The organism is Pseudomonas sp. E45-MNA-CIBAN-0222 (genome assembly GCF_040310405.1).
Taxonomy (GTDB): Bacteria; Pseudomonadota; Gammaproteobacteria; order Pseudomonadales; family Pseudomonadaceae; genus Stutzerimonas; species Stutzerimonas stutzeri_AC.
This window is the reverse complement of sequence record NZ_JBEOPU010000001.1, coordinates 499663-523243: the sequence shown is the minus strand read 5'-3', so window position 1 is coordinate 523243 and position 23581 is coordinate 499663. Positions and strand designations below refer to the sequence as shown.

The 23581-nt window shown below is 62.1% G+C and carries 14 protein-coding genes; 7 read left to right on the top strand and 7 right to left on the bottom strand.

Annotated elements, in window-relative coordinates:
- The first annotated feature begins 494 nt into the window (after window positions 1–494).
- Together AAEZ08_RS02335 and tpx are read left to right on the top strand one after the other, a co-directional pair.
- Window positions 495–1838 (top strand): alanine/glycine:cation symporter family protein, encoded by a 1344-nt coding sequence (locus tag AAEZ08_RS02335; protein ID WP_058065831.1) that lies wholly within the window; start codon window positions 495–497, stop codon window positions 1836–1838.
- 120 nt (window positions 1839–1958) lie between these two features.
- Window positions 1959–2459 (top strand): thiol peroxidase, encoded by a 501-nt coding sequence (gene tpx / locus AAEZ08_RS02330; protein WP_500123626.1) that lies wholly within the window; start codon window positions 1959–1961, stop codon window positions 2457–2459.
- 17 nt (window positions 2460–2476) lie between these two features.
- Here the strand turns inward: tpx and AAEZ08_RS02325 are convergent, their stop codons facing one another.
- Window positions 2477–2605 (bottom strand): hypothetical protein, encoded by a 129-nt coding sequence (locus tag AAEZ08_RS02325; RefSeq protein WP_256433007.1) that lies wholly within the window; start codon window positions 2603–2605, stop codon window positions 2477–2479.
- A gap of 167 nt (window positions 2606–2772) precedes the next feature.
- Here AAEZ08_RS02325 and AAEZ08_RS02320 point away from each other — a divergent pair, with 167 nt between their 5' ends.
- On the top strand, window positions 2773–3960 hold the full coding sequence (locus AAEZ08_RS02320; protein WP_500123687.1) for an NAD(P)-dependent oxidoreductase: 1188 nt from the start codon (window positions 2773–2775) through the stop codon (window positions 3958–3960).
- 98 nt (window positions 3961–4058) lie between these two features.
- Here AAEZ08_RS02320 and murJ read toward each other — a convergent pair whose 3' ends face one another.
- Window positions 4059–5525 (bottom strand): murein biosynthesis integral membrane protein MurJ, encoded by a 1467-nt coding sequence (gene murJ / locus AAEZ08_RS02315; protein ID WP_003285056.1) that lies wholly within the window; start codon window positions 5523–5525, stop codon window positions 4059–4061.
- Window positions 5526–5807: 282 nt separating this feature from the next.
- On the opposite strand from murJ, the gene AAEZ08_RS02310 reads away from it, so the two are divergent.
- From AAEZ08_RS02310 to AAEZ08_RS02295, 4 genes are read left to right on the top strand one after another with little or no spacing between them, the layout of a single operon-like run.
- Window positions 5808–7049: an MdtA/MuxA family multidrug efflux RND transporter periplasmic adaptor subunit gene (locus AAEZ08_RS02310; protein WP_003285051.1), complete on the top strand. Its 1242-nt coding sequence runs from the start codon at window positions 5808–5810 to the stop codon at window positions 7047–7049.
- Window positions 7046–10126: an MdtB/MuxB family multidrug efflux RND transporter permease subunit gene (locus tag AAEZ08_RS02305; RefSeq protein ID WP_003285049.1), complete on the top strand. Its 3081-nt coding sequence runs from the start codon at window positions 7046–7048 to the stop codon at window positions 10124–10126. Before AAEZ08_RS02310 ends, AAEZ08_RS02305 begins: the two co-directional genes overlap by 4 nt.
- Window positions 10127–10154: 28 nt before the next feature.
- Window positions 10155–13259: an efflux RND transporter permease subunit gene (locus tag AAEZ08_RS02300; protein ID WP_181066593.1), complete on the top strand. Its 3105-nt coding sequence runs from the start codon at window positions 10155–10157 to the stop codon at window positions 13257–13259.
- Window positions 13256–14734 carry an efflux transporter outer membrane subunit gene (locus tag AAEZ08_RS02295; RefSeq protein WP_500123625.1) on the top strand — a complete coding sequence of 493 codons (1479 nt, stop codon included), beginning with the start codon at window positions 13256–13258 and terminating at the stop codon, window positions 14732–14734. The genes AAEZ08_RS02300 and AAEZ08_RS02295 overlap by 4 nt, the downstream gene beginning before the upstream one ends.
- An 81-nt stretch (window positions 14735–14815) precedes the next feature.
- On the opposite strand, the gene AAEZ08_RS02290 is transcribed toward AAEZ08_RS02295, so the two are convergent.
- The 5 genes from AAEZ08_RS02290 to AAEZ08_RS02270 all read right to left on the bottom strand — a co-directional run bounded on the left by AAEZ08_RS02290 (window position 14816) and on the right by AAEZ08_RS02270 (window position 23404).
- Window positions 14816–15808: a TRAP transporter substrate-binding protein gene (locus AAEZ08_RS02290; RefSeq protein WP_058065839.1), complete on the bottom strand. Its 993-nt coding sequence runs from the start codon at window positions 15806–15808 to the stop codon at window positions 14816–14818.
- Window positions 15809–16290: 482 nt separating this feature from the next.
- Window positions 16291–17679, bottom strand: coding sequence for an efflux transporter outer membrane subunit (locus AAEZ08_RS02285; protein ID WP_500123624.1), 1389 nt, complete (start codon window positions 17677–17679; stop codon window positions 16291–16293).
- Window positions 17676–20846: an efflux RND transporter permease subunit gene (locus tag AAEZ08_RS02280; protein ID WP_500123623.1), complete on the bottom strand. Its 3171-nt coding sequence runs from the start codon at window positions 20844–20846 to the stop codon at window positions 17676–17678. The genes AAEZ08_RS02285 and AAEZ08_RS02280 overlap by 4 nt, the downstream gene beginning before the upstream one ends.
- Before the next feature lie 97 nt (window positions 20847–20943).
- Window positions 20944–22173, bottom strand: coding sequence for a multidrug efflux RND transporter periplasmic adaptor subunit MexE (gene mexE / locus AAEZ08_RS02275; RefSeq protein ID WP_042928125.1), 1230 nt, complete (start codon window positions 22171–22173; stop codon window positions 20944–20946).
- A 313-nt stretch (window positions 22174–22486) separates the two neighbouring features.
- Window positions 22487–23404 (bottom strand): LysR substrate-binding domain-containing protein, encoded by a 918-nt coding sequence (locus AAEZ08_RS02270; protein ID WP_014820192.1) that lies wholly within the window; start codon window positions 23402–23404, stop codon window positions 22487–22489.
- Window positions 23405–23581: the final 177 nt, after the last annotated feature.

Here is a 23581-nt window from a genome sequence, read left to right as displayed (position 1 = left end):
CAGCGCCGCACTCTGCTGGCGCTTGCACGCGATGGCCGCTTACCCTCAACCTGCGGTCGTCCGCAACGGCACCGTCACGGCTTGCACCAATTCGCATCAGTCGCCCCTGGCAGGCGCACCATAGTGGGCTACGCTGATTTCGCTTTCAGTGTCATTTGTTAGGCGTTGGGCGCGAGTTATCGGCGGCTTGACCGATCGGCCCGGTTTTCAGGTCGATTCGGTCATCGAATCTGGCGCGATTGCCCCAAGCCCAATGCACGAATGCAGTGGTAGCATCCACGCTTCCGACCGTCGCGGTCATAACCGCGCAACGCTCTAGCACGAGTCTTGCAATGCGCCTGCCGCCTCAGCGCTTACAAGCTCCAGAGGCGGATCGGAATCGTCGTTACCTGGCCGCTGAAAAACCACCGCCACAAGCGTCATGTTTTTCAACGGCTCCACGGTAGCGCGACCCTAACGCGAGGGAACTCGCCTATAAGAAATAAGGTGCTCGAATGGAATTTCTGAATAACCTCGTCAATAGCATCAACGGCCTCGTCTGGGGCCCACCCATGCTGGTGCTGATTCTCGGTACTGGCCTGGTGCTGATGATCATGCTCAAGTTCATGCCGCTGACCCGTATCGGCACCGGTTTCGCCCTGATGTGGCGCGGGCGTACCAAAGGTGACGAAGCGACCGGTGAAATCAGCCCGTTCCAGGCGCTGATGACCTCTCTGGCGGCAACCGTAGGTACCGGCAACATCGCCGGTGTGGCCACTGCGATATTCCTTGGCGGGCCGGGTGCGTTGTTCTGGATGTGGTGCACCGCGCTGGTCGGTATGGCCACCAAGTATTGCGAAGTCGTACTTGCGGTTCACTACCGTGAAAAGGACGACCGTGGTGAGCATGTCGGCGGTCCGATGTATGCGATCAAGAACGGCCTGGGCAAGAAGTGGCTCTGGCTTGGTACCGCGTTTTCCATCTTTGGCGGCCTGGCCGGCTTCGGGATCGGCAACATGGTCCAGGTCAACAGCATGGCGCACGCGCTGGAAACCACATTCTCGGTGCCACTGTGGGCAACCGGTCTGATCACCATGGTGGCCGTGGGTCTGGTGATTCTCGGCGGCATTCGCCGCATCGGTGTGGTGGCCGCGTCGCTGGTGCCGTTCATGTGCCTGGCTTATCTGATCGCTGCGTTGGTAGTGCTGGTGGTGAATGCTTCGGCCATTCCGGCTGCGTTCGATCTGATCTTCACTCACGCTTTCTCGCCGATTGCCGCCACCGGTGGTTTCGCTGGCGCTGCCGTGATCGCTGCGATTCGTTTTGGTGTCGCCCGCGGAATTTTCTCCAACGAAGCGGGCCTCGGTACTGCCGGTATCGCTCAGGCCGCAGGTACCACCACTAGCTCGGTCCGTTCGGGCATGATCGGCATGCTGGGTACGTTCATCGATACCATCATCGTCTGCTCGGTAACCGGTCTGGCCATCATCTGTACCGGCGTGTGGACCAGTGGCGAGAGCGGGGCGGCGCTTTCAGCTGCGGCTTTCGAATCGGCCATGCCGGGTGTTGGCGGCATCATCCTCACTATCGCGCTGGTGGTCTTCGCCTTCACCACCATCCTTGGCTGGAGCTATTTCGGCGAAAAGTGCTGGGAGTTCCTGGTTGGCACTCGGGCCATCTGGCCATTCCGTGTGATCTGGGTGTTGGCAGTGCCCTTCGGAGCGATTGCCCAACTCGACTTCGCCTGGTTGCTGGCTGATACGCTGAACGGCCTGATGGCTATCCCCAACCTGATCTCGCTGCTGTTGCTGAGTCCGGTGGTGGTCAAACTCACCAAGGAATATTTCGCACGTAGCTGATGTCCGATGTCAGTCGTTGAACGCAATGGCGATTCATCGTCTGCTCGAACATCACCCAGGGCCGTGGATTCGTTGGGTTCACGGCCTTTTTTCTGCCCTTTTATATGAGGAACGACGTAAATGCCCGAAATCACCCTGAAAGGCGCGCCGGTTCAAGTGGCTGGCGATTTTCCGCAAGTCGGTCAACAGGCCAAGGCGTTCAGTCTGGTCGGCGCTGATCTTGCCGATGTCGAGCTGACGGCCTTTGCCGGAAAGCGAAAGATCCTCAACATTTTCCCGAGCGTTGATACGCCCACCTGCGCCACGTCGGTGCGCAAGTTCAATGCGCAGGCCAGTGCTTTGGCAAACACCGTGGTGCTCTGCATTTCTGCGGATCTGCCGTTCGCCCAAAAGCGTTTCTGCGGCTCCGAAGGGCTGGAGAATGTGGTCAACCTGTCCACCATGCGCGGCGCCGAGTTCCTTGTGAACTACGGTGTGGCCATCGCCAGCGGACCTCTAACTGGCGTGGCTGCACGTGCAGTCATCGTGCTGGACGAGCACGATCGAGTTTTGCATAGCGAACTGGTTAGTGAGATCGGTAGCGAGCCGAATTACGAGGCTGCTATCGCTTCGCTTGGCTGATTGCCCGGTCTTTTAGCTCAAAGCGGCGAGCCTTTTATAAAGCGCTCGCCGTTCTGTTTTCTGGCGGCGGAATAATAACGGCGGCCTGCAAACCGCTTGTCGTCGTCAATTAGCATATTCATCGGCTGGCAACTAATTTCTCTCACGTCACCTGTTCCAGGATTCACGGGTGTGGAGAAGTCTGCAAAAGTGGCAAATAGGCAGCTTTTCAAAAATCTTTTCGCACAGCCGCTGTCATAGCGCTGATGCCCATTGAATGGATTCAGTTATGCCTACCTCAGATATCAAAAGAATCGGTGTATCCGGAACTGGAATGATCGCCCGTGGCTTTGTTCGGCTGATCAAACAAAATTACCCGGACATGGTGATTTCACGTGTTTTAACGCGTCGCCCGCTGTCTTCGATGGCGGACTTTCCACTGGCAGACGTGCTCACTAATTCCCTGGACGAGCTCATCGACCATTCAGACCTTATCGTCGAATGCAGCGGTGACGTATTCCATGGAACGTCAGTTATCGAGCGAGCCTTCCAAGCCGGATTGCAGGTGGTGACGGTCAACGCCGAGCTGCAGGTAACTACAGGCTCTTATCTGGCTGGTAAGGGCTTCCTCACTGAGGCTGAGGGCGACCAGCCCGGCTCCCTTGCTGCGTTGCGTGAAGACGCGCTGCAGATGGGATTCGAGCCGCTGGTCTACGGCAATATGAAGGGTTACCTGAACCATGATCCTTCCCCCGAGGACATGATCTATTGGTCCAACCGCCAGGGGATCAGTGTCGATCAGACGACTTCCTTTACCGACGGCACCAAGGTGCAGATCGAACAGGTGATCATCGGCAATGGACTGGGCGCCACCATCACCCGTCAGGGGATGGAAGGACTGGCCTCTACCAACCTGGACGACAGCGCCAGCCTGCTAGGAATGATGGCCGAGCGAGCAGGGCAGCCGATCGTCGACTACGTCATCCCTTCCGGTTACCCAGCCGGCGGCGTATTTCTGGTAGGGAAACACGACGAGGATCAGGCGCGCGCCATCGAATACTTCAAGCTGGGACGTGGGCCGTTCTACACGCTGGTGCGCCCGTTCCACCTCTGCTCGCTGGAGGTTGGCAAAACCGTACGTCGCGTGCTTAACGGCGGCGGCGTGCTGCTCAATAACTCGACCGAGCCGACCTTGGGTGTCGCCGCCATCGCCAAACGTGCGATGAAGCCCGGCGAGCTGATCGAGCGTGGCATTGGTGGTTTCCAGTTCCGTGGCGAAGCCATCAAGCTGGCCGAGCATCCAGATCACGTGCCGATCGGGCTGCTACGCAAGACCGCACTCAAACGTGCTGTCGAGCCGGGTCAGATCATCACGTTCGACGATATCGACATCCTGCCGAGTCGCGCACTGGATATCGTAATGGAGCAGCGAAGGCCCCGTCTGATCGAGGTTGAGCGCAGTTCGACAGGCTGGACTGCACCGAGCATTCAAACAATGGGGATGCTTGCGTTCGGAGGCTGATCATTACCGCAACAAAAAGGCCGCTGTCGTATGTCAGCGGCCTTTTTGTTTGTGCTTGATCGGGGTGAGGGCGGCGACAAGGCATCGCCGCCGTGGCATCAGACGTTACGCATTGACCAATAGCTCGGCCGGAAGAGGTCGCGCTCACCAAGCAGCCCAACCCCGGCAGCGAAGGCGGCCAGAACCAGCGCGATATACAGGCACAATTCGATAAGACCATGGGGCTGCGGAACAAAGTGCAGGCCAACAACCAGAACGCTGGCGGTGACGGTCCAGCGCAGCAAAACCCGCAGGCCCAGCGCTGCAGGTGCAGATCGATGCACGTAGAGTCCCATGAACAACGCTTGTAGCAAAGCACCAGCGGAAAAAGCCAGCGCGAGCCCTTCAGCACCGTAAGGGCGGTACAGCAAGGCGTCGAGGCCAATGGTCATTGATGAACTGATCAACGTGATTATGAAGAACAGTCGTCCTTGTTGTTGGGCCAATAGAGCGCGACCCCAGAGCAGCGCCAATCCCATAGCTGGCAAACCCAATCCATAGAGTGCAACTAGAGGCGCTGTTGCACTTGTCTGTTCTGCGCCGAATTCCCCGCGCTCCAGCAGTACCGTCACCACTGTTTCTGGGAAGGAACTGAGCACAACGGCGGCCGGAACCAGGAACAGCAGCGTGGCGAGCAGTCCCTTGCGGATGGTTGCGGCAAAGGCTTCGTGGTCATTGTCATGCCAGCTGGATGCGAATTTCGGGAAAAGCACAGCCAGAATCGACAGTGCATAGAGCGTCAACGGAATGGTTACGATGCGGTAGGAGAACGACAGCATGGTGATGGTGCCGTCCTCCAGATAGGAAGCGAAGATGCGCTCGGCAAGGATGCACGCTTGCTGCGCGCCCGCAGCGAGCAATACCGGGGCCAGTGCCTTACCGAAGTCGCCGCCGCGACCTTTACCCGCTGCCTTGCTGCAGCCACTCAGGTACCCGAGGCGGCGGTGCTGCAGCACGATGAGCATCAGTTGCGGCAGGAGCATGCCTGCGAAGATAACGATGCCCTGAGGCCCGAATATCAGAATGCCGATGATCGCTCCTGCGTTGAGCAGGACAGTGCGGGTCATTGGCAATATGAAAATACCGTCCATGTTCAGCAGCGAGCTTTGGCAATAAATCACTGCCTGCACTGCAATCAGCATAGCCCCGGCACAGAAAACCAATTGTCCGGCATCTAGCTGGGCGGCACTCCACCCCGGAGCGAGCAGGCTGAGAATCCAGTAGTTGGCGACGATGATAATTAGAGCGACCGCTACTCCGGCGAGGCTGATGCGCCAGTACAGCCAGCGAGCCACTGCTCTGAATACCTCATCGGATTGGCTGCGCAGTTTTTGCAGGTACGGAATCATCGCGTCGCGCAGCGCCAGCCCGAGAAAATTCTCAAAGAACATCGGCAGGATCAGGGCAACGAAAATCAGGTCAGCGTCCCAACTGATTCCGAATTCCCGCGCGATGAAGATATCGCGCAAAAAGCCGAGAAGAAAACTGGCTATGGTGAGTGCCAGGATGACCAGTGAAGTGTTCATTCCTTGATCCTTTGCGGCCATCCATAGGTGGCCGGTTAACGACACGACAACGTCCAATGCGACGTGCTGCAGGTGAGGGCCTGGTCACTAGCGTTGGCGTACAAGCTAAAGGCCAGTAAGTCGAACGGTAGATAGACTGGGCATTAATGCCTTGGTTCCAAACTCGAATCAGCTCCTTGAGCCCGATCAAATGTGTCGATAAGTAAAAATGCCGTAAAGGCACTTTGCGAGCGGTTCGCGACTGCTTATGGTTCACGCTCCTTTTCAAGCGAACCCGCGTTCATGTCCGAGGCTCATCCTAGTTCTGCTCGTTCCAGCCTTCGTTGGCTGCTGCTCATTCTTGCCGCTGTCGCCATCGGGCTGCTGGTCTGGTGGTTGTGGCCCTCGCCGCAGGAAACGCCCCAGCGCCCCGGTGGCCGCCCGGGCTTCGGTGCCTTTGGCGGGCCGGTTCCCGTACGGGTGGCAAAGGTCGAAAAGGGCGAGTTCGAGGTGTACAACAAGGCGCTCGGTAGCGTAGTCCCGCTGAACACTGTCAATCTGCGCAGCCGTGTAGGTGGAGAGCTGGTCGAACTGCGTTTCGAGGAGGGGCAGCGCGTCAAGAAGGGGGATCTGCTGGCGGTGATCGACCCGCGCCCGTACAAGGTCGCGCTGCAGCAGGCAGAGGGCACCTTGCAGCAAAACCGCGCACAGCTGAAGAACGCACAAGTGGACTTCGAGCGCTACCGCGGACTGTATGCTGACGACAGCATCGCCAAGCAGATGCTGGATACCCAGGAAGCGCTGGTCAGCCAATATCAGGGCACGCTGGCAGCCAACCAGGCTGCGGTCAATGAGGCACGTCTGAACCTCGAGTTCACCCAGATACGCTCACCCATCGACGGTCGTGTAGGCCTGCGTCAACTCGATGCGGGCAATCTGGTGGCAGCTAATGACACCGATCCGTTGGTTGTGATCACTCAAACTCAGCCGATGTCGATCAGCTTTACCTTGCCCGAGGGCGAGCTGCTGCCGGTGCTTACGCGCTATCGCCAGGGTGACAAGCTTGCGGTGCAGGTCTGGGATCGTGGCGAAAAAGTGCTGTTTGGCGAAGGTGTGCTTGAGAGCATCGACAACCAGATCGACGCCACTACTGGAACGCTGCGGCTCAAGGCCCGTTTCGACAACGAGGCCGAGTTGCTGATGCCGAACCAGTTCGTCAACGTTCGCTTGCGTGTTGAAACGCTGCCAGACGCCGTGCTGATTCCATCGGCGGCGCTGCAGTTCGGCTCGCGCGGCACCTTCGCCTATGTCGTTGGCGACGATAGCAAGGTGCAGCTGCGCCTGCTCAAGGCTGGACCCAGCAATGGCGAAATCACTGTAGTGCTTGAGGGCCTGCAAGTCGGCGAGCGGGTCGTCATGGAAGGTACAGACCGCCTGCGCGACGGTGCAGAGGTCGAGGTAGTGGACAGTCAACGCATGGCTGAGCAGGCCGCAGAGAACCCGGTGCTTGGAGGCGGCGAGGCCGCGGAGCGCGAAACGCGATGAACATCTCCCGGTTGTTCATCCTGCGGCCGGTGGCGACCACGCTGAGCATGGTCGCCATCCTGCTGGCAGGCCTGATCGCCTACAAGCTGCTCCCTGTGGCGGCACTGCCGCAGGTGGACTACCCGACCATCCGCGTGATGACGCTTTATCCGGGCGCCAGCCCGGAGGTGATGACCAGCGCGGTTACCGCGCCTCTGGAGCGGCAGTTCGGGCAAATGCCGGGCCTTGCCCAGATGTCGTCGACCAGTTCCGGTGGCGCGTCGGTGATCACACTGCGTTTCTCGCTGGACGTGGCGCTGGACGTGGCCGAGCAGGAGGTGCAAGCGGCCATCAATGGGGCAAACAATCTGTTGCCCAACGATTTGCCCGCGCCACCGGTGTACAACAAGGTCAACCCTGCGGACACGCCGGTACTGACACTGGCTGTCACGTCCGAGTCGCTGCCGCTGCCAAAGCTGCATGACCTGGTCGACACGCGAATGGCGCAGAAACTGGCGCAGATCAGCGGTGTCGGCATGGTCAGCATTGCCGGCGGCCAGCGCCCGGCAGTGCGCATCCGCACCAATCCCGAGGCGCTGGCGGCCTATGGGCTGTCGCTGGCAGACGTGCGTTCGCTGATCACCAGCTCCAACGTCAACCAGCCAAAAGGCAACTTCGATGGCCCGACCCGGGTGTCGATGCTCGATGCCAACGACCAGCTGAAGACGCCAGAGGAATACGCCGAGCTGATTCTCACCTATCAGGACGGTGCGGCCCTGCGCCTGAAGGATGTAGCCGACATTGTCGACGGCGCCGAAAACGAGCGCCTTGCCGCCTGGGCCAACGAGAGCCAGGCGGTGCTGCTCAATGTTCAGCGCCAGCCCGGAGCCAACGTCATCGACGTGGTCGAACGCATCCAGGCGCTTTTGCCTGAAGTGACCGCCAGCATGCCGGCCGGGCTCGACGTGGTGGTTCTAACCGACCGCACCCAAACCATCCGCGCCGCCGTCACCGATGTGCAGCATGAATTGATGCTCGCCACCTTTCTGGTGGTAATGGTGACCTTCGTCTTCCTAAAGAAGCTATCGGCCACGGTGATCCCGTCGATCGCTGTGCCGCTGTCGCTGGTCGGCACCTTTGCGGTGATGTACGTCTGCGGCTTCTCCCTGAACAACCTGACATTGATGGCGCTGACCATCGCCACCGGCTTCGTGGTGGACGATGCCATCGTCATGCTGGAGAACATCGCGCGGCACCTGGAGGAGGGCGAGACGCCGCTCAACGCGGCGCTCAAGGGCGCGCGACAGATCGGCTTCACGCTGATCTCTCTGACGTTCTCGCTGATCGCCGTATTGATCCCGCTGCTGTTCATGCAGGATGTGGTCGGCCGGCTGTTCCGCGAGTTCGCCATCACCCTGGCGGTAGCGATTCTGATCTCGCTGGTGGTCTCGTTGACGCTGACGCCGATGATGTGCGCCAAGCTGCTCAAGCCGCAAACCGCCGCTGAGGCCAAGCCGGACTGGGTCGAGCGATTGATTGGCGGTTACTCGCGTTGGCTGACCTGGGTATTGCGTCACCAGACGTTGACGCTGCTGGTCGCTGTGGCGACGCTTGGCCTGACCGTCGTGCTCTATCTCGCCGTGCCCAAGGGTTTCTTCCCGGTTCAGGACACAGGGGTGATTCAGGGCATCAGCGAGGCGCCGCAGTCGATTTCCTTCCGCGCCATGAGCGAGCGTCAGCAGGCGTTGGCGCGAGTGATCCTAGCCGACCCTGCGGTGGATAGCCTGTCGTCCTACATCGGCGTGGATGGCGATAACGTCACGCTCAACAGTGGCCGTCTGCTGATCAACCTCAAGGCTCACGGCGAACGCGACCTCACCGCCAGCCAGATCATCGACCGTTTGCGCCCGGAACTGGCGAAGGTGCCGGGCATCGAGCTGTATCTGCAGCCGGTGCAGGACCTGTCCATCGAGGATCGCGTCAGCCGTACGCAATTTCAGTTCAGCCTGGAAACGCCGGACAGCGAGTTGCTGCAGGAGTGGACGCCGCGCCTGGTCGAGGCCCTGCGTGAACGGCCGGAACTGACCGACGTGGCCAGCGACCTGCAGAGCAACGGTCTGCAGATATACCTGGACATCGACCGCGACGCTGCGGCGCGCCTCGGTATTCAGGTCGCGGACATCACCGATGCGCTGTACGACGCCTTCGGCCAGCGGCAGATATCCACCATCTTCACCCAGGCCAGCCAGTACCGTGTGGTGCTGGAAGCAGAAGCGGGCAATCGCCTCGGTCCGCAGGCGCTGGAGCAACTGTTCGTGCAGAGCGAAGGCGGCACGCCGGTGCGGTTATCGAGCCTGGCAAATATCGAGCAACGCAACGCACCGCTGCTGATCAACCATATCGGCCAGTTTCCGGCGGTGACGTTGTCATTCAATCTCGCTACTGGCGTATCGCTGGGTGAGGCAGTGGAGGTCATCGAAGCGGTGGAGCAGGAGATCGGCCTGCCAGCAGGTATTCAGACGCGCTTCCAGGGCGCTGCAGAGGCATTCCGCGCCTCGCTGTCGAGTACGCTGCTGCTGATTCTCGCTGCGGTGGTGACGATGTACATCGTGCTGGGGGTGCTCTACGAGAGCTATATCCATCCGATCACCATCCTCTCAACGCTGCCTTCGGCGGCGGTCGGTGCCTTGCTGGCCTTGCTGCTGACCGGTAACGACCTGGGGCTGATTGCGATCATCGGCATCATCCTGCTGATCGGCATCGTCAAGAAGAACGCGATCATGATGATCGACTTCGCCCTGGAGGCCGAACGACATCAGGGCATGAGCCCACAGGATGCGATCTACCGTGCGGCACTGCTGCGTTTCCGACCGATCCTGATGACCACATTGGCGGCGCTGTTCGGCGCGATCCCATTGATGCTGGCCTCCGGTTCGGGTGCCGAGTTGCGCCAGCCGCTGGGCCTGGTGCTGGTCGGTGGACTGTTGCTCAGCCAGTTGCTGACTCTGTTCACCACGCCGGTGATCTACCTGTTCTTCGATCGGCTGGGGCAGCGCTTCGGTCGTCGTCGCGAGCCGCTGCTGGAGGCCGAAGCGTGAGCTGGCCGTTGATAGCGCGGAGGGGCGCATGAACCTGTCGGCACCCTTCATTGCCCGGCCTGTGGCGACGATGTTGATGAGCCTGGCGATCCTGTTGCTGGGCGGCGTCAGCTTTGGTCTGCTGCCGGTCTCCCCGTTGCCGAACATGGATTTTCCGGTAATCACCGTGCAGGCCAGCCTGCCTGGCGCCAGCCCGGAGATCATGGCGTCCAGCGTAGCGACACCGCTGGAGCGCTCGCTGGGCAGCATTGCGGGGGTGAGCCAGATGACCAGCCGCAGCAGCCAGGGGTCGACGCGGATCATCATCCAGTTCGACCTCGAGCGTGACATCAACGGTGCGGCCCGCGATGTGCAGGCCGCCATCAATGCCGCGCGCAACCTGCTGCCCAGCGGTATGCGCAGCATGCCCACCTACCGCAAGATCAATCCGTCGCAAGCGCCGATCATGGTGCTTTCGCTCACCTCTGACGTATTGGATAAGGCCGAGCTCTATGACCTTGGCTCCACCATCCTGGCGCAGAAGCTGTCGCAGGTGTCCGGTGTCGGCGAGATCCAGGTTGGCGGTAGTTCGCTGCCGGCGGTACGGGTGGAGTTGCAGCCGCAGCAGCTGGAGCAGTACGGCGTATCCCTGGATGAAGTGCGCCAGACCATCGCCAATGGCAATGTCCGCCGACCCAAGGGCATGGTCGAAACCGATGACCAGCACTGGCAGGTCCGCGCCAACGACCAGCTGCACCAGGCGGCTGACTACACGCCGCTGATCATCCGCTACCAGGATGGTGCCGCGCTGCGTCTCGGTGACGTGGCGCGGGTACGGGATTCAGTGGAGGATCGCTACAACAGCGGTTTTTTCAACAACGAACAGGCCGTGCTACTGATCGTCAATCGCCAGGCCGGCGCCAACATCATCGAGACCATCGAAGGCATTCGCCGAGAGCTTCCCGCACTGCAGGCAATCATGCCGGGCAGCGTCGATCTGAACGTTGCCATGGACCGCTCGCCGGTGATCCGCGCCACGTTGCACGAGGCCGAGCGCACCCTGCTGATCGCAGTGGGCCTGGTCATCGTGCTGGTGTTCCTTTTCCTTGGCCGCCTGCGCACGGCGCTGATCCCTGCGCTGGCCGTACCGGTTTCGCTGGTGGGCACCTTTGCTGTCATGTACCTGTTCGGATTTTCCCTGAACATTCTGTCGCTGATGGCGCTGATTCTTGCTGCGGGTCTGGTGGTGGATGACGCCATCGTGGTGCTGGAGAACATCGCACGGCATATCGATGATGGTGTGCCACCGCTGCAGGCTGCCTACATCGGCACCCGCGAGGTCGGCTTCACCTTGCTGTCGATGAACCTCTCGCTAGTGGTGGTGTTCGTTTCGATTCTGTACATGGGCGGCATCGTCGAGCGGTTGTTCCGGGAGTTTTCCATCACCTTGGCCGCGGCGATCCTGGTATCGCTGCTGGTTTCGCTGACGCTTACGCCGATGCTCTGCGCGCGCTGGCTGAAACCAAACGAGCCCGAGAAGGACGGGCGCCTGCAGCGCTGGAGCCATCAGGCGCATCAGTGGTTGCTGCGCCATTACGACCGGTCGCTGAGTTGGGCGCTGCGCCATCGTCGCATCACCCTGTTGAGCCTGCTGGCGACCATTGCGCTGAACGTGGTGCTGTATGTGCAAGTGCCCAAGACGTTTCTGCCGCAGCAGGATACCGGGCAGCTCACCGGCTTCATTCGTGGTGACGACGGCATGTCCTTTCAGGTCATGCAGCCGAAAATGGAGATCTTCCGCAAGGCGGTCCTGGCCGATCCGGCAGTTGAGAGCGTTGCCGGCTTCATCGGAGGGCAGGGCGGCATCAACAATGCGTTCATGATCGTCCGGCTCAAACCCTTGGCCGAGCGCGGTATCTCAGCGCAGAAAGTCATCGAACGGATTCGCAGCGCTCAGCCCAAGGTACCCGGCGGGCGAATGTTCCTCATGGCCGATCAGGACTTGCAGTTCGGTGGCGGACGGCAAAGCAGCTCGGCCTATGCTTACACATTGCTGGCCAGCGACTTGGCCGACCTGCGCACCTGGGTGCCGCGCGTTACCCAAGCGCTGTCAGCGTTGCCAGAGCTGACCAGCATTGATGCCAACGACGGTGAGGGCGCGCAACAGATCAGCCTCAAGGTTGACCGCGATGCAGCCAAGCGGCTGGGCATCGATATGAGCACTGTGACAACGCTGCTCAACAACGCCTTCAGCCAGCGGCAGATTTCGACGATCTATGAGTCGCTGAACCAGTATCAGGTGGTCATGGAAATCGACCCGAGCTACGCGCAATACCCGGAGGTGCTGGAGCAGATTCATGTGGTAACCGCTGATGGCCGCCGCGTGCCGCTGGCTGCTTTCGCCCGCTACGAGCGTAGCCTGGAGGAAGATCGCGTTAGCCACGATGGACAGTTCGCTGCCGAGAACATCGATTTCGACCTCGCTCCCGGGGTCAGTCTCGACCAGGCAACGCTGGCTATCGAGCGCGCCATCGCCGCGATCGGGATGCCGAGTGAGGTACAGGGCCGCCTCGGCGGTACCGGCAGTGCATTCGAGAGCACCCAGCAAGGGCAGCCGCTTATGATTCTCGGCGCTTTGCTACTGGTTTACATCGTTCTCGGCATCCTCTACGAGAGTTACATCCACCCGTTGACCATTCTCTCGACACTGCCGTCGGCAGGCGTGGGCGCCTTGCTGGCAATCATTCTTACTGGCGACCAGTTCAGTTTGATCTCGCTGCTTGGGTTGTTCCTGCTGATCGGCGTGGTGAAGAAGAACGCCATTCTGATGATCGACCTGGCGTTGCAGTTCGAGCGCCAGGACAAGCTGTCGCCCGCCGATTCGATCCACCGCGCCTGCCTGCTGCGTTTCCGGCCGATCCTGATGACCACCATGGCGGCGATCCTCGGTGCGTTGCCGCTACTGCTCGGCGGTGCGGAAGGGGCCGAGATGCGCCAGCCGCTGGGTCTGACTATCATCGGCGGTTTGCTGCTGAGCCAGATCCTCACGCTCTACACCACGCCGGTGGTCTATCTGTACCTGGATCGTCTGCGTCATCGTTTCAACAGCTGGCGCGGTGTGCGCACCGACGCCGCCCTGGAAAACTCGCTATGAACCCGTTGTCGCTGAATTTTGCATTGCGCCCCCTCGCTGTTGTCGCACTGGCCCTCTCGCTGGGTGCCTGCACGCTCGGGCCCGACTATCAACGGCCGGACCTGCCTTCGTCGGCAGCTTTCAAGCAGGCCGAAGGTTGGAAGCCCGCTGCGCCAGCCGATGCACTGCAACGCGGTGAATGGTGGCGACTGTACGGCGATGCCGAACTGGATGCGCTGGTCGGGCGGCTGAACGTTTCCAACCAGAATCTAGCTGCTGCCGAGGCGCAGTTTCGTCAGGCGCGCGCACTGGTTCGCGGCGCTCGCTCGCAGCTGTTTCCGATCCTTTCCGGCAGCGCAGGGGTGACCCGTTCTGCACAGGGTGGCGGCGGGTCCAATTCCACCACCAGTACCTACAGCAGCGGCGTGGGTGAGAGCTATGAAGCTGGGCTCAGTGCGTCGTGGGAGGCGGATATCTGGGGCCGCCTGCGGCGCAATCTGGAGGCTAACCGGGCGAACATGCAGGCCAGTGCCGCGGACCTCGCTGCGGTTCGGCTGAGCCTGCAGGCGGAATTGGTGCAAACCTATCTGCAGCTTCGGGTGATCGACGAACATCAGCGCCTGCTGGACCAGACGGTCGACGCCTACGCACGCTCGCTTCGGCTTACGGAGAATCAGTACCGGGCGGGCATCGCACCCAAGTCCGACGTCAGTCAGGCGCAGACGCAGCTCAAGAGCACTCAGGCCCAGGCCATCGATCTCAGGTGGCAGCGGGCGCAGATGGAGCACGCAATCGCGGTGCTCATCGGCGTGGCGCCATCGGAGCTGGGCATCGCTGTACGCGATGACATCCCGCCACTGCCGGCGATACCGCTCGCTGTGCCGTCGCAGTTGCTGGAGCGTCGGCCCGATATCGCTTCGGCCGAGCGCCAGGTGATGGCAGCCAATGCCAATATTGGTGTTGCGCAGGCCGCGTGGTATCCGGACCTGACCCTGTCGGCCAGCGGTGGCTACCGAAATAGCAGCTTCAGCGATCTGTTCAGTGTGCCCAACCGGTTCTGGTCACTCGGTCCGCAACTTGCGCTGACGCTGCTTGATTTCGGCGGCCGGCGCGCGGAGCTGGAGCGCGTAGAGGCGGGCTATGACCAGACCGTGGCAACCTATCGGCAAACCGTGCTCGACAGCTTCCGCGAAGTCGAGGATTACCTGGTGCAATTGCGGGTGCTTGAAGAGGAGGCCGTTGTGCAGCGTGAAGCACTGGAGTCCGCTCAGGAGTCGCTGCGGTTGATCGAAAACCAGTACCGGGCCGGCATGGTCGACTTTCTTAGCGTAGCCACGGTACAGACCACGGCGTTGAACAATGAGCGAACCAATTTGACGCTGCTGGGTGATCGGCTGACCGCCAGCGTGTTGTTGATTGCCGCATTGGGCGGTGGCTGGGACAGCCAGCAGCTGGATCAGGAGCCGGTGCTGTCGACAACGCCACCCGCGCGCTGAGCGTTTCAGCGAGCCTCATGCAGTTGAGCGAAAAAAGCCCCGCCAAATTGGCGGGGCTTTTCGTTATGCCGGGTAGGCCGTTCAGTTGTGTTGCTTGCGATTGACGGTTTCAGCAGCGTTGACGATATCCGCGCCGATAACGGGTTCGAACTCTTTCCATACCGGGCGCATTGCATCGCGCCAGCGCTGGCGTTCTTCGGGCGTCAGCGTGATGATCTCCGATGTGCCAGCCTGACGAATCCGCTCGCGATCCGCTTTGTTCAGCGCTTCGGCCTCCTGGTTCACCATGAAGGTAACCTCATCGACGATGGCTTCGAGCTCGGACCGAACCCTGTGCGGCATCCCCATCCAGAAGCGGGTGTTGCTCACCAGCATGTAGTCGACGACGCCGTGGTCGCTTTCGATGATGTACGGCTGAACGGTATGCATCTTCTTGCTGTAAATGTTCGACCAGGGGTTCTCCGCGCCCTGCACGGTACCGGAGCGCAATGCGTCGTAGACATTGGCGAACGGAATCTTCTGGGTGCTGGCGCCGACTGCACCGAACTGTGCTTCGAGCACAGCCGACGGCTGAATTCTGAAGCTCAACCCCGACGCATCGCTCGGCTGGCGCAGCATGCGCGTCGCCGATAGCTGCTTCATGCCGTTGTGCCAATAGGCCAGGCCCGTAATGTTCTTGTCTTCCATCGAGCGCAGCAGCTGGCGACCCTTGGAGCGTTTCTGGAAGCGATCGACGGCGTCGAGATCATCGAATAAGAAGGGCAGGTCGAATACCTGCAGCTGCTTGGTGTACTGCTCGAATTTGGCAAGCGAGGGAGCGAGCAACTGGACTTCATCGTTGCGCAGCGCTTCAAGCTCGTTGGCATCGCCGAATAGTGTCGAGTTGGGGTAGACCTCAACCCGCACCTGACCGGGCAGACGCTCTTCTGCAAGGCGCTTGAACATCAGCGCACCCTTGCCCTTGGGGGTGTCTTCGGCCACTACATGGGAAAACTTGATGACGATGGGCTCCGCATGGGCACAGGCGCTGGCGACCGCCAGCACAAGCCCAGCAAGAGTAATGATCGGCTTCATGAAAGACTCTTTGTTCTGGTTGGTTGGCAGTGCATCCGTGCGGACCGACCGCGAGGATACTTCTAGGCTTTCAGCCGCTCCTTATGCCAAAGATAAGTGACGACTGAAAGCGCTTTCCCGAACCAACCCGACGGGAGCAAGACCGTGTCACATTTTTGCTTGGCGAACCTCCAATTGCGCCCGCTCTGACGCTGTTGCGCCGCGTCTGCCACGGCAGATTACACAAGCGTTTTAGGGTTTCGCCGCGAAAACCGAGGACGGCGAACATCTTTTCGCCCGCATCGAAAAACCGCGGGTCATCAGCGGGGCAAATGAACCAAGGAGGGGAGGCGTTCAGGTCAGAATCAGTGTTGCGTTCCGCTCATGAACTAGGCAGTCGATCCGGTTGCGTGCCGCCGAGCAGGCAAAAAAATGCCCCGTGGCGATGCCATACCCGGGGCAGAAGAGATCAACCAGAAAGTCGATCCAACGAGAGGTAGGTATCAGGCGCTTGGCTTCCAGCCGCCGCCGAGGGCTTTGTAGATGGCAACCACGCCACGATAGAGCTCGACTTCAGCCTGCGCCTGGGCGTCCTCGGCCACTAGCCGTTCGCGCTCGGCATCCAGCAACACGAGGAAGTCCGCAGTGCCTTCGCGATAGCGAATCCCCGCCTGCTGTGCGGCGGCGCGGCTGGCCGTGGACTGTCGCAGCAATGAGAGCAGGCGCTGCTGGGCGTTGGCGTAATCACTGAATGCGTTCTCTGACTCTTCCAGTGCCAGCAATACCTGTTGCTCATAGCTGGCCAGCGCCGCATCGGCGTCCGCTTCGGCACCGCGCAAACGGGCACGCACGCTACCCAGATCGAACGCTGCCCAGCTGATGCTCGGCGCCACGCCCCAGGCCCGTGCCGCGCTGGAGCCGATCTGCGAGCCGCGCCCGGCAACGAAGCCGAGAAAGCCCGACAGACTCACCCGCGGAAACAGATCGGCCGTCGCCACACCTACATCGGCCGTGGCCGCGGCCAGCTGGCGTTCCGCCGCACGAATGTCCGGGCGCCGACGCAGCAGCTCGCCGGGATCGCCAATCGGTAGCGCCTTGGCGATTGCCGGCAGTTCGCGGGGCGAGAGGTCGACGCTGAGCTGATCGGCGCGCTGGCCGAGCAGGGTGGCGATGCGGTTGCGCGCACGCGCCTGCTGCGCCCTGAGCTGCGGCAGGCTGGCCTCGGTGGCCGCCAGACGGGCATCGGCACGCAGAACGTCGAGTTCGCTGCCGACGCCCGCTTCGCGCAGCTGTTCGGTCAGCTCATGGGAATTGCGCTGGTTGGCCAGGTTGTCGCGGGCGATGCGCTCACGCAGCTGGGCACCGCGCAGCTGACCGTAGGCATCTACCAGCTCGGCAATCAGGCTGACCTGGAGTTGGTATAGGTCAGCCTCGACGGCTTCGGCCTGCGCTTCGCTGGCTTCCAGGCGGCGCTGGATGCGGCCGAACAGGTCCAGCTCCCAGGCCATGTCCAGCCCCAGGTCATAGCGTTCGGCATTCACGCGCTGTTCGGTCACGCCCGGTTGCTGGGCCTTGCCGATATCGGCGCTGGCGCCCGCGGTGACAGTGGGCAGACGATCATTGCTGACGTCGTCTCGAATCGCCCGTGCCGACCGCAGGCGGGCATAGGCGATGCGCAGTTCGCGGTTCTCGGCCAGCGCTTCGCCGACCAGGGCGTCCAGCGTCGGGTCGTCGAACTGCTGCCACCAAGCCGCCTCGAAACGCGTGCGGTCGTAGTCGCCAGCCGAAGTACCGCCGATACGCGCCGGTTCCGGTTGCGGCGCCCGGTAATCCGGGCCAACCGCACAGGCGCTCAATGCCAGAGTGAGCAGGGAAAGGGCGAAGAACTTCATGCACGGACCTCCTTGTAAACCGCTTTGCGGGCTTCGCGTTTCTCGACGAAGGCACGAATCACCAGATAGAACACCGGGGTCAGCAGCAGACCGAAGAAGGTCACCCCGAGCATGCCGCTGAACACCGCGACCCCCATGGCGTGGCGCATCTCGGCGCCAGCTCCGCTGGAGAGCACCAGCGGCACCACGCCCATGATGAAGGCGAAGCTGGTCATCAGAATCGGCCGCAGACGCAGGCGACAGGCTTCGAGAATTGCGGCCAGCCGGTCCATGCCTTCCTCCTGCTTGTCCTTGGCGAACTCGACGATAAGGATCGCGTTCTTGCACGCCAGGCCCACCAACACGATCAGGCCGATCTGGGTGAACACGTTATTGTCGCCACCGGCCAGGATCACTCCGGTGATGGCGGACAGCAGCGTCATCGGCACGATCAGGATCACCGCCAGCGGCAGGCTCCAGCTCTCGTACTGCGCGGCCAGCACCAGGAAGGCCAGCAGCACGCAGAGCGGGAAGACGAATATCGCGGTGTTGCCGGCGAGGATCTGCTGGTAGGTCAGCTCGGTCCATTCGTAGCTCATGCCATTCGGCAACTCAGCCTTGAGCAGACGCTCCATGGCCGCCTCGGCCTGACCGGAGCTGTATCCCGGTGCGGCGGCACCGTTGATCTCTGCGGTGAGGAAGCCGTTGTAGTGCATCACCCGATCCGGACCGGCGCTGTCCGTGACGTTGACGAAGGTCGACAGCGGGACCATCTCGCCGCGGTTGTTGCGCACCTTCAGCTGGCCGATCTGCTCCGGTGCCAGGCGGAACTTCTGGTCCGCCTGGACGTTGACCTGATAGGTACGGCCGAAGCGGTTGAAGTCGTTGGCATACAGCGAGCCGAGATAGACCTGCATGGTGTCGAAGATCTCGTCGATCGGCACACCGTGGGTCTTGGCCTTCTCGCGGTCGATGTCGGCATCCACCTGCGGCACGTTGACCTGGTAACTGGTGAACAGGCCGGCCAGCTCCGGATAGTCGGCGCTCTTGGCGATGACGTTCTGCACCTGGGTGTACAGCTCCTCGTAGCCGAGGTTGCCGCGGTCCTGCACCTGCACGCGGAAGCCGCCGATGGTGCCCAGGCCCTGTACGGGTGGCGGCGGGAAGATCGCCAGGAAGGCCTCCTGAATGACGCCGAACTGACCGTTGAGCTCAGCGGCGATGGCACCCGCGGACAGGCTCTGGTCCCTGCGCTCGCTGAAGTCCTTCAGCGCGACGAAGACGATGCCGCTGTTGGGGCTGTTGGTGAAACCGTTGATCGACAGCCCCGGAAAGGCCACGGTGTTCTCCACGCCCGGGTGCTTGCCGGCGATTTCCGACATGCGCTTAATCACGTCCTCGGTGCGGTCCAGCGTGGCGGCGTCCGGCAGCTGGGCGAAGGCGACCAGGTACTGCTTGTCCTGCGGCGGCACGAAACCGGTCGGCGTGCTGGCGAAGCCCATGTAACCGAGGCCGACCAGGCCGACATAGACCACCAGCGCAATGCCGCTGCCGCGCAGGATGCGCCGCACCAGGCCGACGTAGCCATGGCTGGCGCGGTCGAACATGCGGTTGAACGGCGCGAACAGCCAGCCACCAAAAATTCGATCGAGAAGACGCGAGAAGCCGTCCTTTGGTGCGTCGTGCGACCTGAGGAGTGCGGCGGCCAGTGCCGGCGACAGGGTCAGCGAGTTGAAGGCCGAGATCACCGTGGAAATGGCGATGGTCAGCGCGAACTGCTGGTAGAACTGCCCGGTGAGGCCGGAAATGAACGCCGTCGGGATGAACACCGCGCAGAGCACCAGCGCCGTGGCGATGATCGGGCCGGTCACTTCCTTCATGGCCTGACGGGTCGCTTCCTCCGGCGACTTGCCGAGGCCGATGTTGCGCTCGACGTTTTCCACCACGACGATGGCGTCGTCCACCACAATGCCGATGGCCAGCACCAGGCCGAACAGCGACAGCGCGTTGAGCGAGAAACCGAGCAGGTGCATGACCGCGAAGGTGCCGATCAGCGACACCGGCACCGCGGCCAACGGAATGATCGAGGCGCGCCAGGTCTGCAGGAACAGAATCACCACCAGCACCACCAGCACGATGGCCTCGAGCAGGGTGTGCACCACCGCTTCGATGGAGCCGCGCACGAAGATGGTCGGGTCGTAGACGATCTCGTAGTCCACGCCTTCCGGGAAGTCGCGTTTCAGCTCTGCCATGCGTGCCCGTACCGAATCGGAGATTTCGATGGCGTTCGAACCCGGGCGCTGGAATACCGGAATGGCGACGGCGGGCTGGTTGTTCAGCAGCGAACGCAGCGCGTACTGGCTGGAGCCTAGCTCGACACGGGCGATATCCCTCAGGCGGGTGATCGAGCCGTCTTCACCGGCGCGGATGATGATGTTCTCGAATTCCTCCTCGGTGACCAGGCGGCCCTGGGTGTTGATCGACAGCTGGAAGTCCGTCGCGCCCGGTGCCGGCGGTGCGCCCAGAGAACCTGCAGCGACCTGGCGGTTCTGCTCGCAAATCGCGTTGACCACGTCCGATGCGGTGAGGTTGCGCGAGGCGACCTTCTCCGGGTCGAGCCAGACGCGCAGGGAGTAATCGCCCATGCCGAACAGCTGCACATCGCCGATGCCATCCAGCCGCGCCAGCTCGTCCTTGACGTTGAGTGCGGCGTAGTTGGACAGGTAGAGCATGTCGTAGCGCTGATCCGGCGAGGTCAGGTGCACCACCATGGTCAAGTCCGGCGAGGCCTTGTCCACGGTCACGCCGAGGCGCTGCACCTCGGTGGGCAAGGTCGGCATGGTGCGCGTGACGCGGTTCTGCACCTGCACCTGGGCGTTGTCGAGATCAGTGCCCAGGCCAAAGGTGATGGTCAGGGTCAGCTTTCCGTCGGCGGTCGCCTGGGACGACATGTAGAGCATGCCCTCGACGCCGGTGATGGCCTGCTCCAGCGGGGATGCGACGGTTTCGCCAATCACCTTGGGGTTGGCGCCGGGGAAGTTGGCGCGTACCACCACGGTGGGCGGGACGACTTCGGGGTATTCGCTGATCGGCAGCTGGAACAGCGAGATGGCCCCGCCGATGAGGATCACCAGCGACAGCACGGCGGCGAAAATCGGCCGCTTGATGAAGAATTGCGAGAAATTCATGGCGCACTCCGGGGTAGGGCGCGCGTCTGGCGCCCTGGCGGATCGATCGGATTGGCGCGGCAGGCGCGCCGGAGTTCAGGTCAGTTGGGGGAGAAGCTCAGCTGCTAGGACGCTGAGCCAGGCTACGCTCGACGACCTGCGGTTTCATCGCTTCGCTGATCGCACGGTTCTGCTGGCGCAATGTGGCCAGGGTCTCCGCGTCGGCCATCGGTACCGACTCCGGCTGCACCGGGCTGCCCGGGCGCACACGCTGCAGACCGTTCACCACGATGCTTTCGCCCTTGGCAAGGCCGCTGCGGACGATGCGCAGCCCTTCGAGCTTGGGACCGAGCTCGACCGGGCGGTAGGCGACAGTGCCGTCTTCAGCCAGTACCAGGACGAACTTCTTGCCCAGATCCGTACCGACGGCGACGTCCTTGATCAGCACGGCGTCGTAGGTGGCGCTGCCGACCAGCTTCAGGCGTGCATACAGGCCGGGGGTGAAGCTGCCGTCGCGGTTGTCGAACACGGCGCGACCGCGGATGGTGCCGGTGCGCGGGTCGACCTGGTTGTCGACGAAGTCCATGTGGCCCAGGTGCGGGTGACCGTCCTCGCTGGACAGGCCGAGGTAGACCGGGGTCGCCTCGCCGCGGTCGCCGTTGCGCGCCAGCTCGCGGTACTTGAGGTAGGTACGCTCATCGGCCTCGAAATAGGCATAGACCTTGTCGGTGGAGACCAGCGTGGTCAGCAGCGCCTCGCCGGCGTTGACCAGGTTGCCGGCGGTGATCAGCGCCCGGCCGACGCGGCCGTCGATGGGCGCGGTCACGCGGGTGAAGGAGAGATCCAGCTGCGCGCGGTCCAGTTGCGCCTGAATCGCCGCGGTTGCCGAGCGGGCTTCGCTGGCGGCACTGACACGGGCGTCGGCGAGCTCGTCGGAAATCGCGTTCTTCTTGCGCAGGCGCTCACCGCGTTCGGCTTCGGCGACGGTGCGTTGCTGGTTGGCACGAGCCTGTTGCAGCTGCGCCTGCAGGCGCTTGACCTCAGCCTGGAACGGGCGCGGGTCGATCTGGAACAAGAGGTCGCCTTTCTTCACCAGCGCGCCTTCCTCAAAGGCCACCTTGTCGATGAAACCGGACACGCGCGGGCGGATCTCCACCGACTCCGGCGCTTCCAGGCGGCCAGTGAGTTCATCCCACTCGGTCACCTGTTGCTCGATGACTTCCGCGACGCTGACGGCGGGCGGCGGCATGCCCGACTGGGTGGCCTCCGGTGCCTTGCCACAAGCGGCGGTGATCAGCACCGTCAGGGCGATAAGGGGAAAACGCAAGGCGTTGAACGAACGTTCCATGCTTGACTCCGCAAGTCGGATTTGTTGATGGCAGGAGTCTGCGTGGTCAAGCCGTTCAGCAAAAATCGAACGAGGCGAAGGTGAATATCATTGGCGGTGATGGTTGCGCATTCGTTATCAGCGCAGCGCGAGGATATTGCTCACCTTTGCGTGGGAGCGGTATTGGCCGCGAATGAACCCTGCCGCGGCCGAAGCCTCGACGCGGCATTCCCGAGCGACCACGCTTGAAACCACGAAAAACGGTTAGCGCATCACTGGCGGGAGCAGGCCTGTCTACCCGGCACGCGCTGCGAAGCCCCAGGCGTCGGGCCTGTCAGAGACTATCCGGATCGCCGACGAACATCTGGATGCGCGAGCGCAGCCAGCGCTCGGCGGGGTCGTTGTCCTGGGCGCCGCGCCAGGCCATGGACAGCTCGAAATCCTGGCTGGTCTGAAAGGGCAGCGGTTCGGCGCGCACGCCACCGTTGGCCGCCAGCGCCGCGGCGGCGTAGTCCGGGACGGTGGCGATGATGTCGGTGCCGGCAAGCAGGCTGGCCAGGCCGTTGAACTGCGGCACCGCCAGGACCACCTTGCGCTTGCAGCCGTGCAGCGCCAGTTCCTCGTCGATATAGCCGTTGAGATCGCCGGCAAAGGAGACCATCGCATGCGGACGGCTGCAGTAGTCCTCCATGCTCAGCCGGCCGGGAATGCTGTCGGCACGCAGCAGCATCGGCTTGGGCCGGCGCAGTACCTTGCGTTTGGCATTGGCCGGCAGCTCCTCGGTGTAGCAGACGCCCACCGAGATCTCACCGGACGCCAGCAGGCCGGGCATCAACAGATAGTTGGCGCGGCGCACCACCAGCACCACGTCCGGCGCTTCGGCGCGCAGGCGGCGCAGCAGCGGCGGTAGCAGGGCGAACTCGACTTCATCGGTCAGGCCGATACGAAACACCTGGGTGCTGGTCGCCGGGTCGAAGGTCGAGGCGCGGCTAACGGCGGTGGAGATCGAGTCCAGCGCCGGTGAAAGCAGTTGGGCGATCTCCAGCGCGCGGGCGGTCGGCTCCATGCTGCGGCCGGTACGGACGAAGAGCGGATCGTCGAACAGCGTGCGCAGTCGTGCCAGGGCGGCACTGATCGCCGGCTGGCCGAGAAACAGCTTTTCCGCTGCGCGGGTCACGCTGCGCTCGTGCATCAGCGTTTCGAAGACGATCAGCAGATTGAGGTCAACACGGCGAAGGTCGTTGCGATTCATACCTGGTTCACGTCGAGCCTGCAGCCGGACCAGGAGGCGTCCGGCTCTGGAGGGTGGTCTGCATTCTAGACAGCTTCGGCTGCCAACGGCATGCCCGATCCCGCTTTCGAAATGCACAAAGCTGCAATGCGCCGGCAAGCATACATACGTAGTTCCATCATTACCGCGCATGGGAAC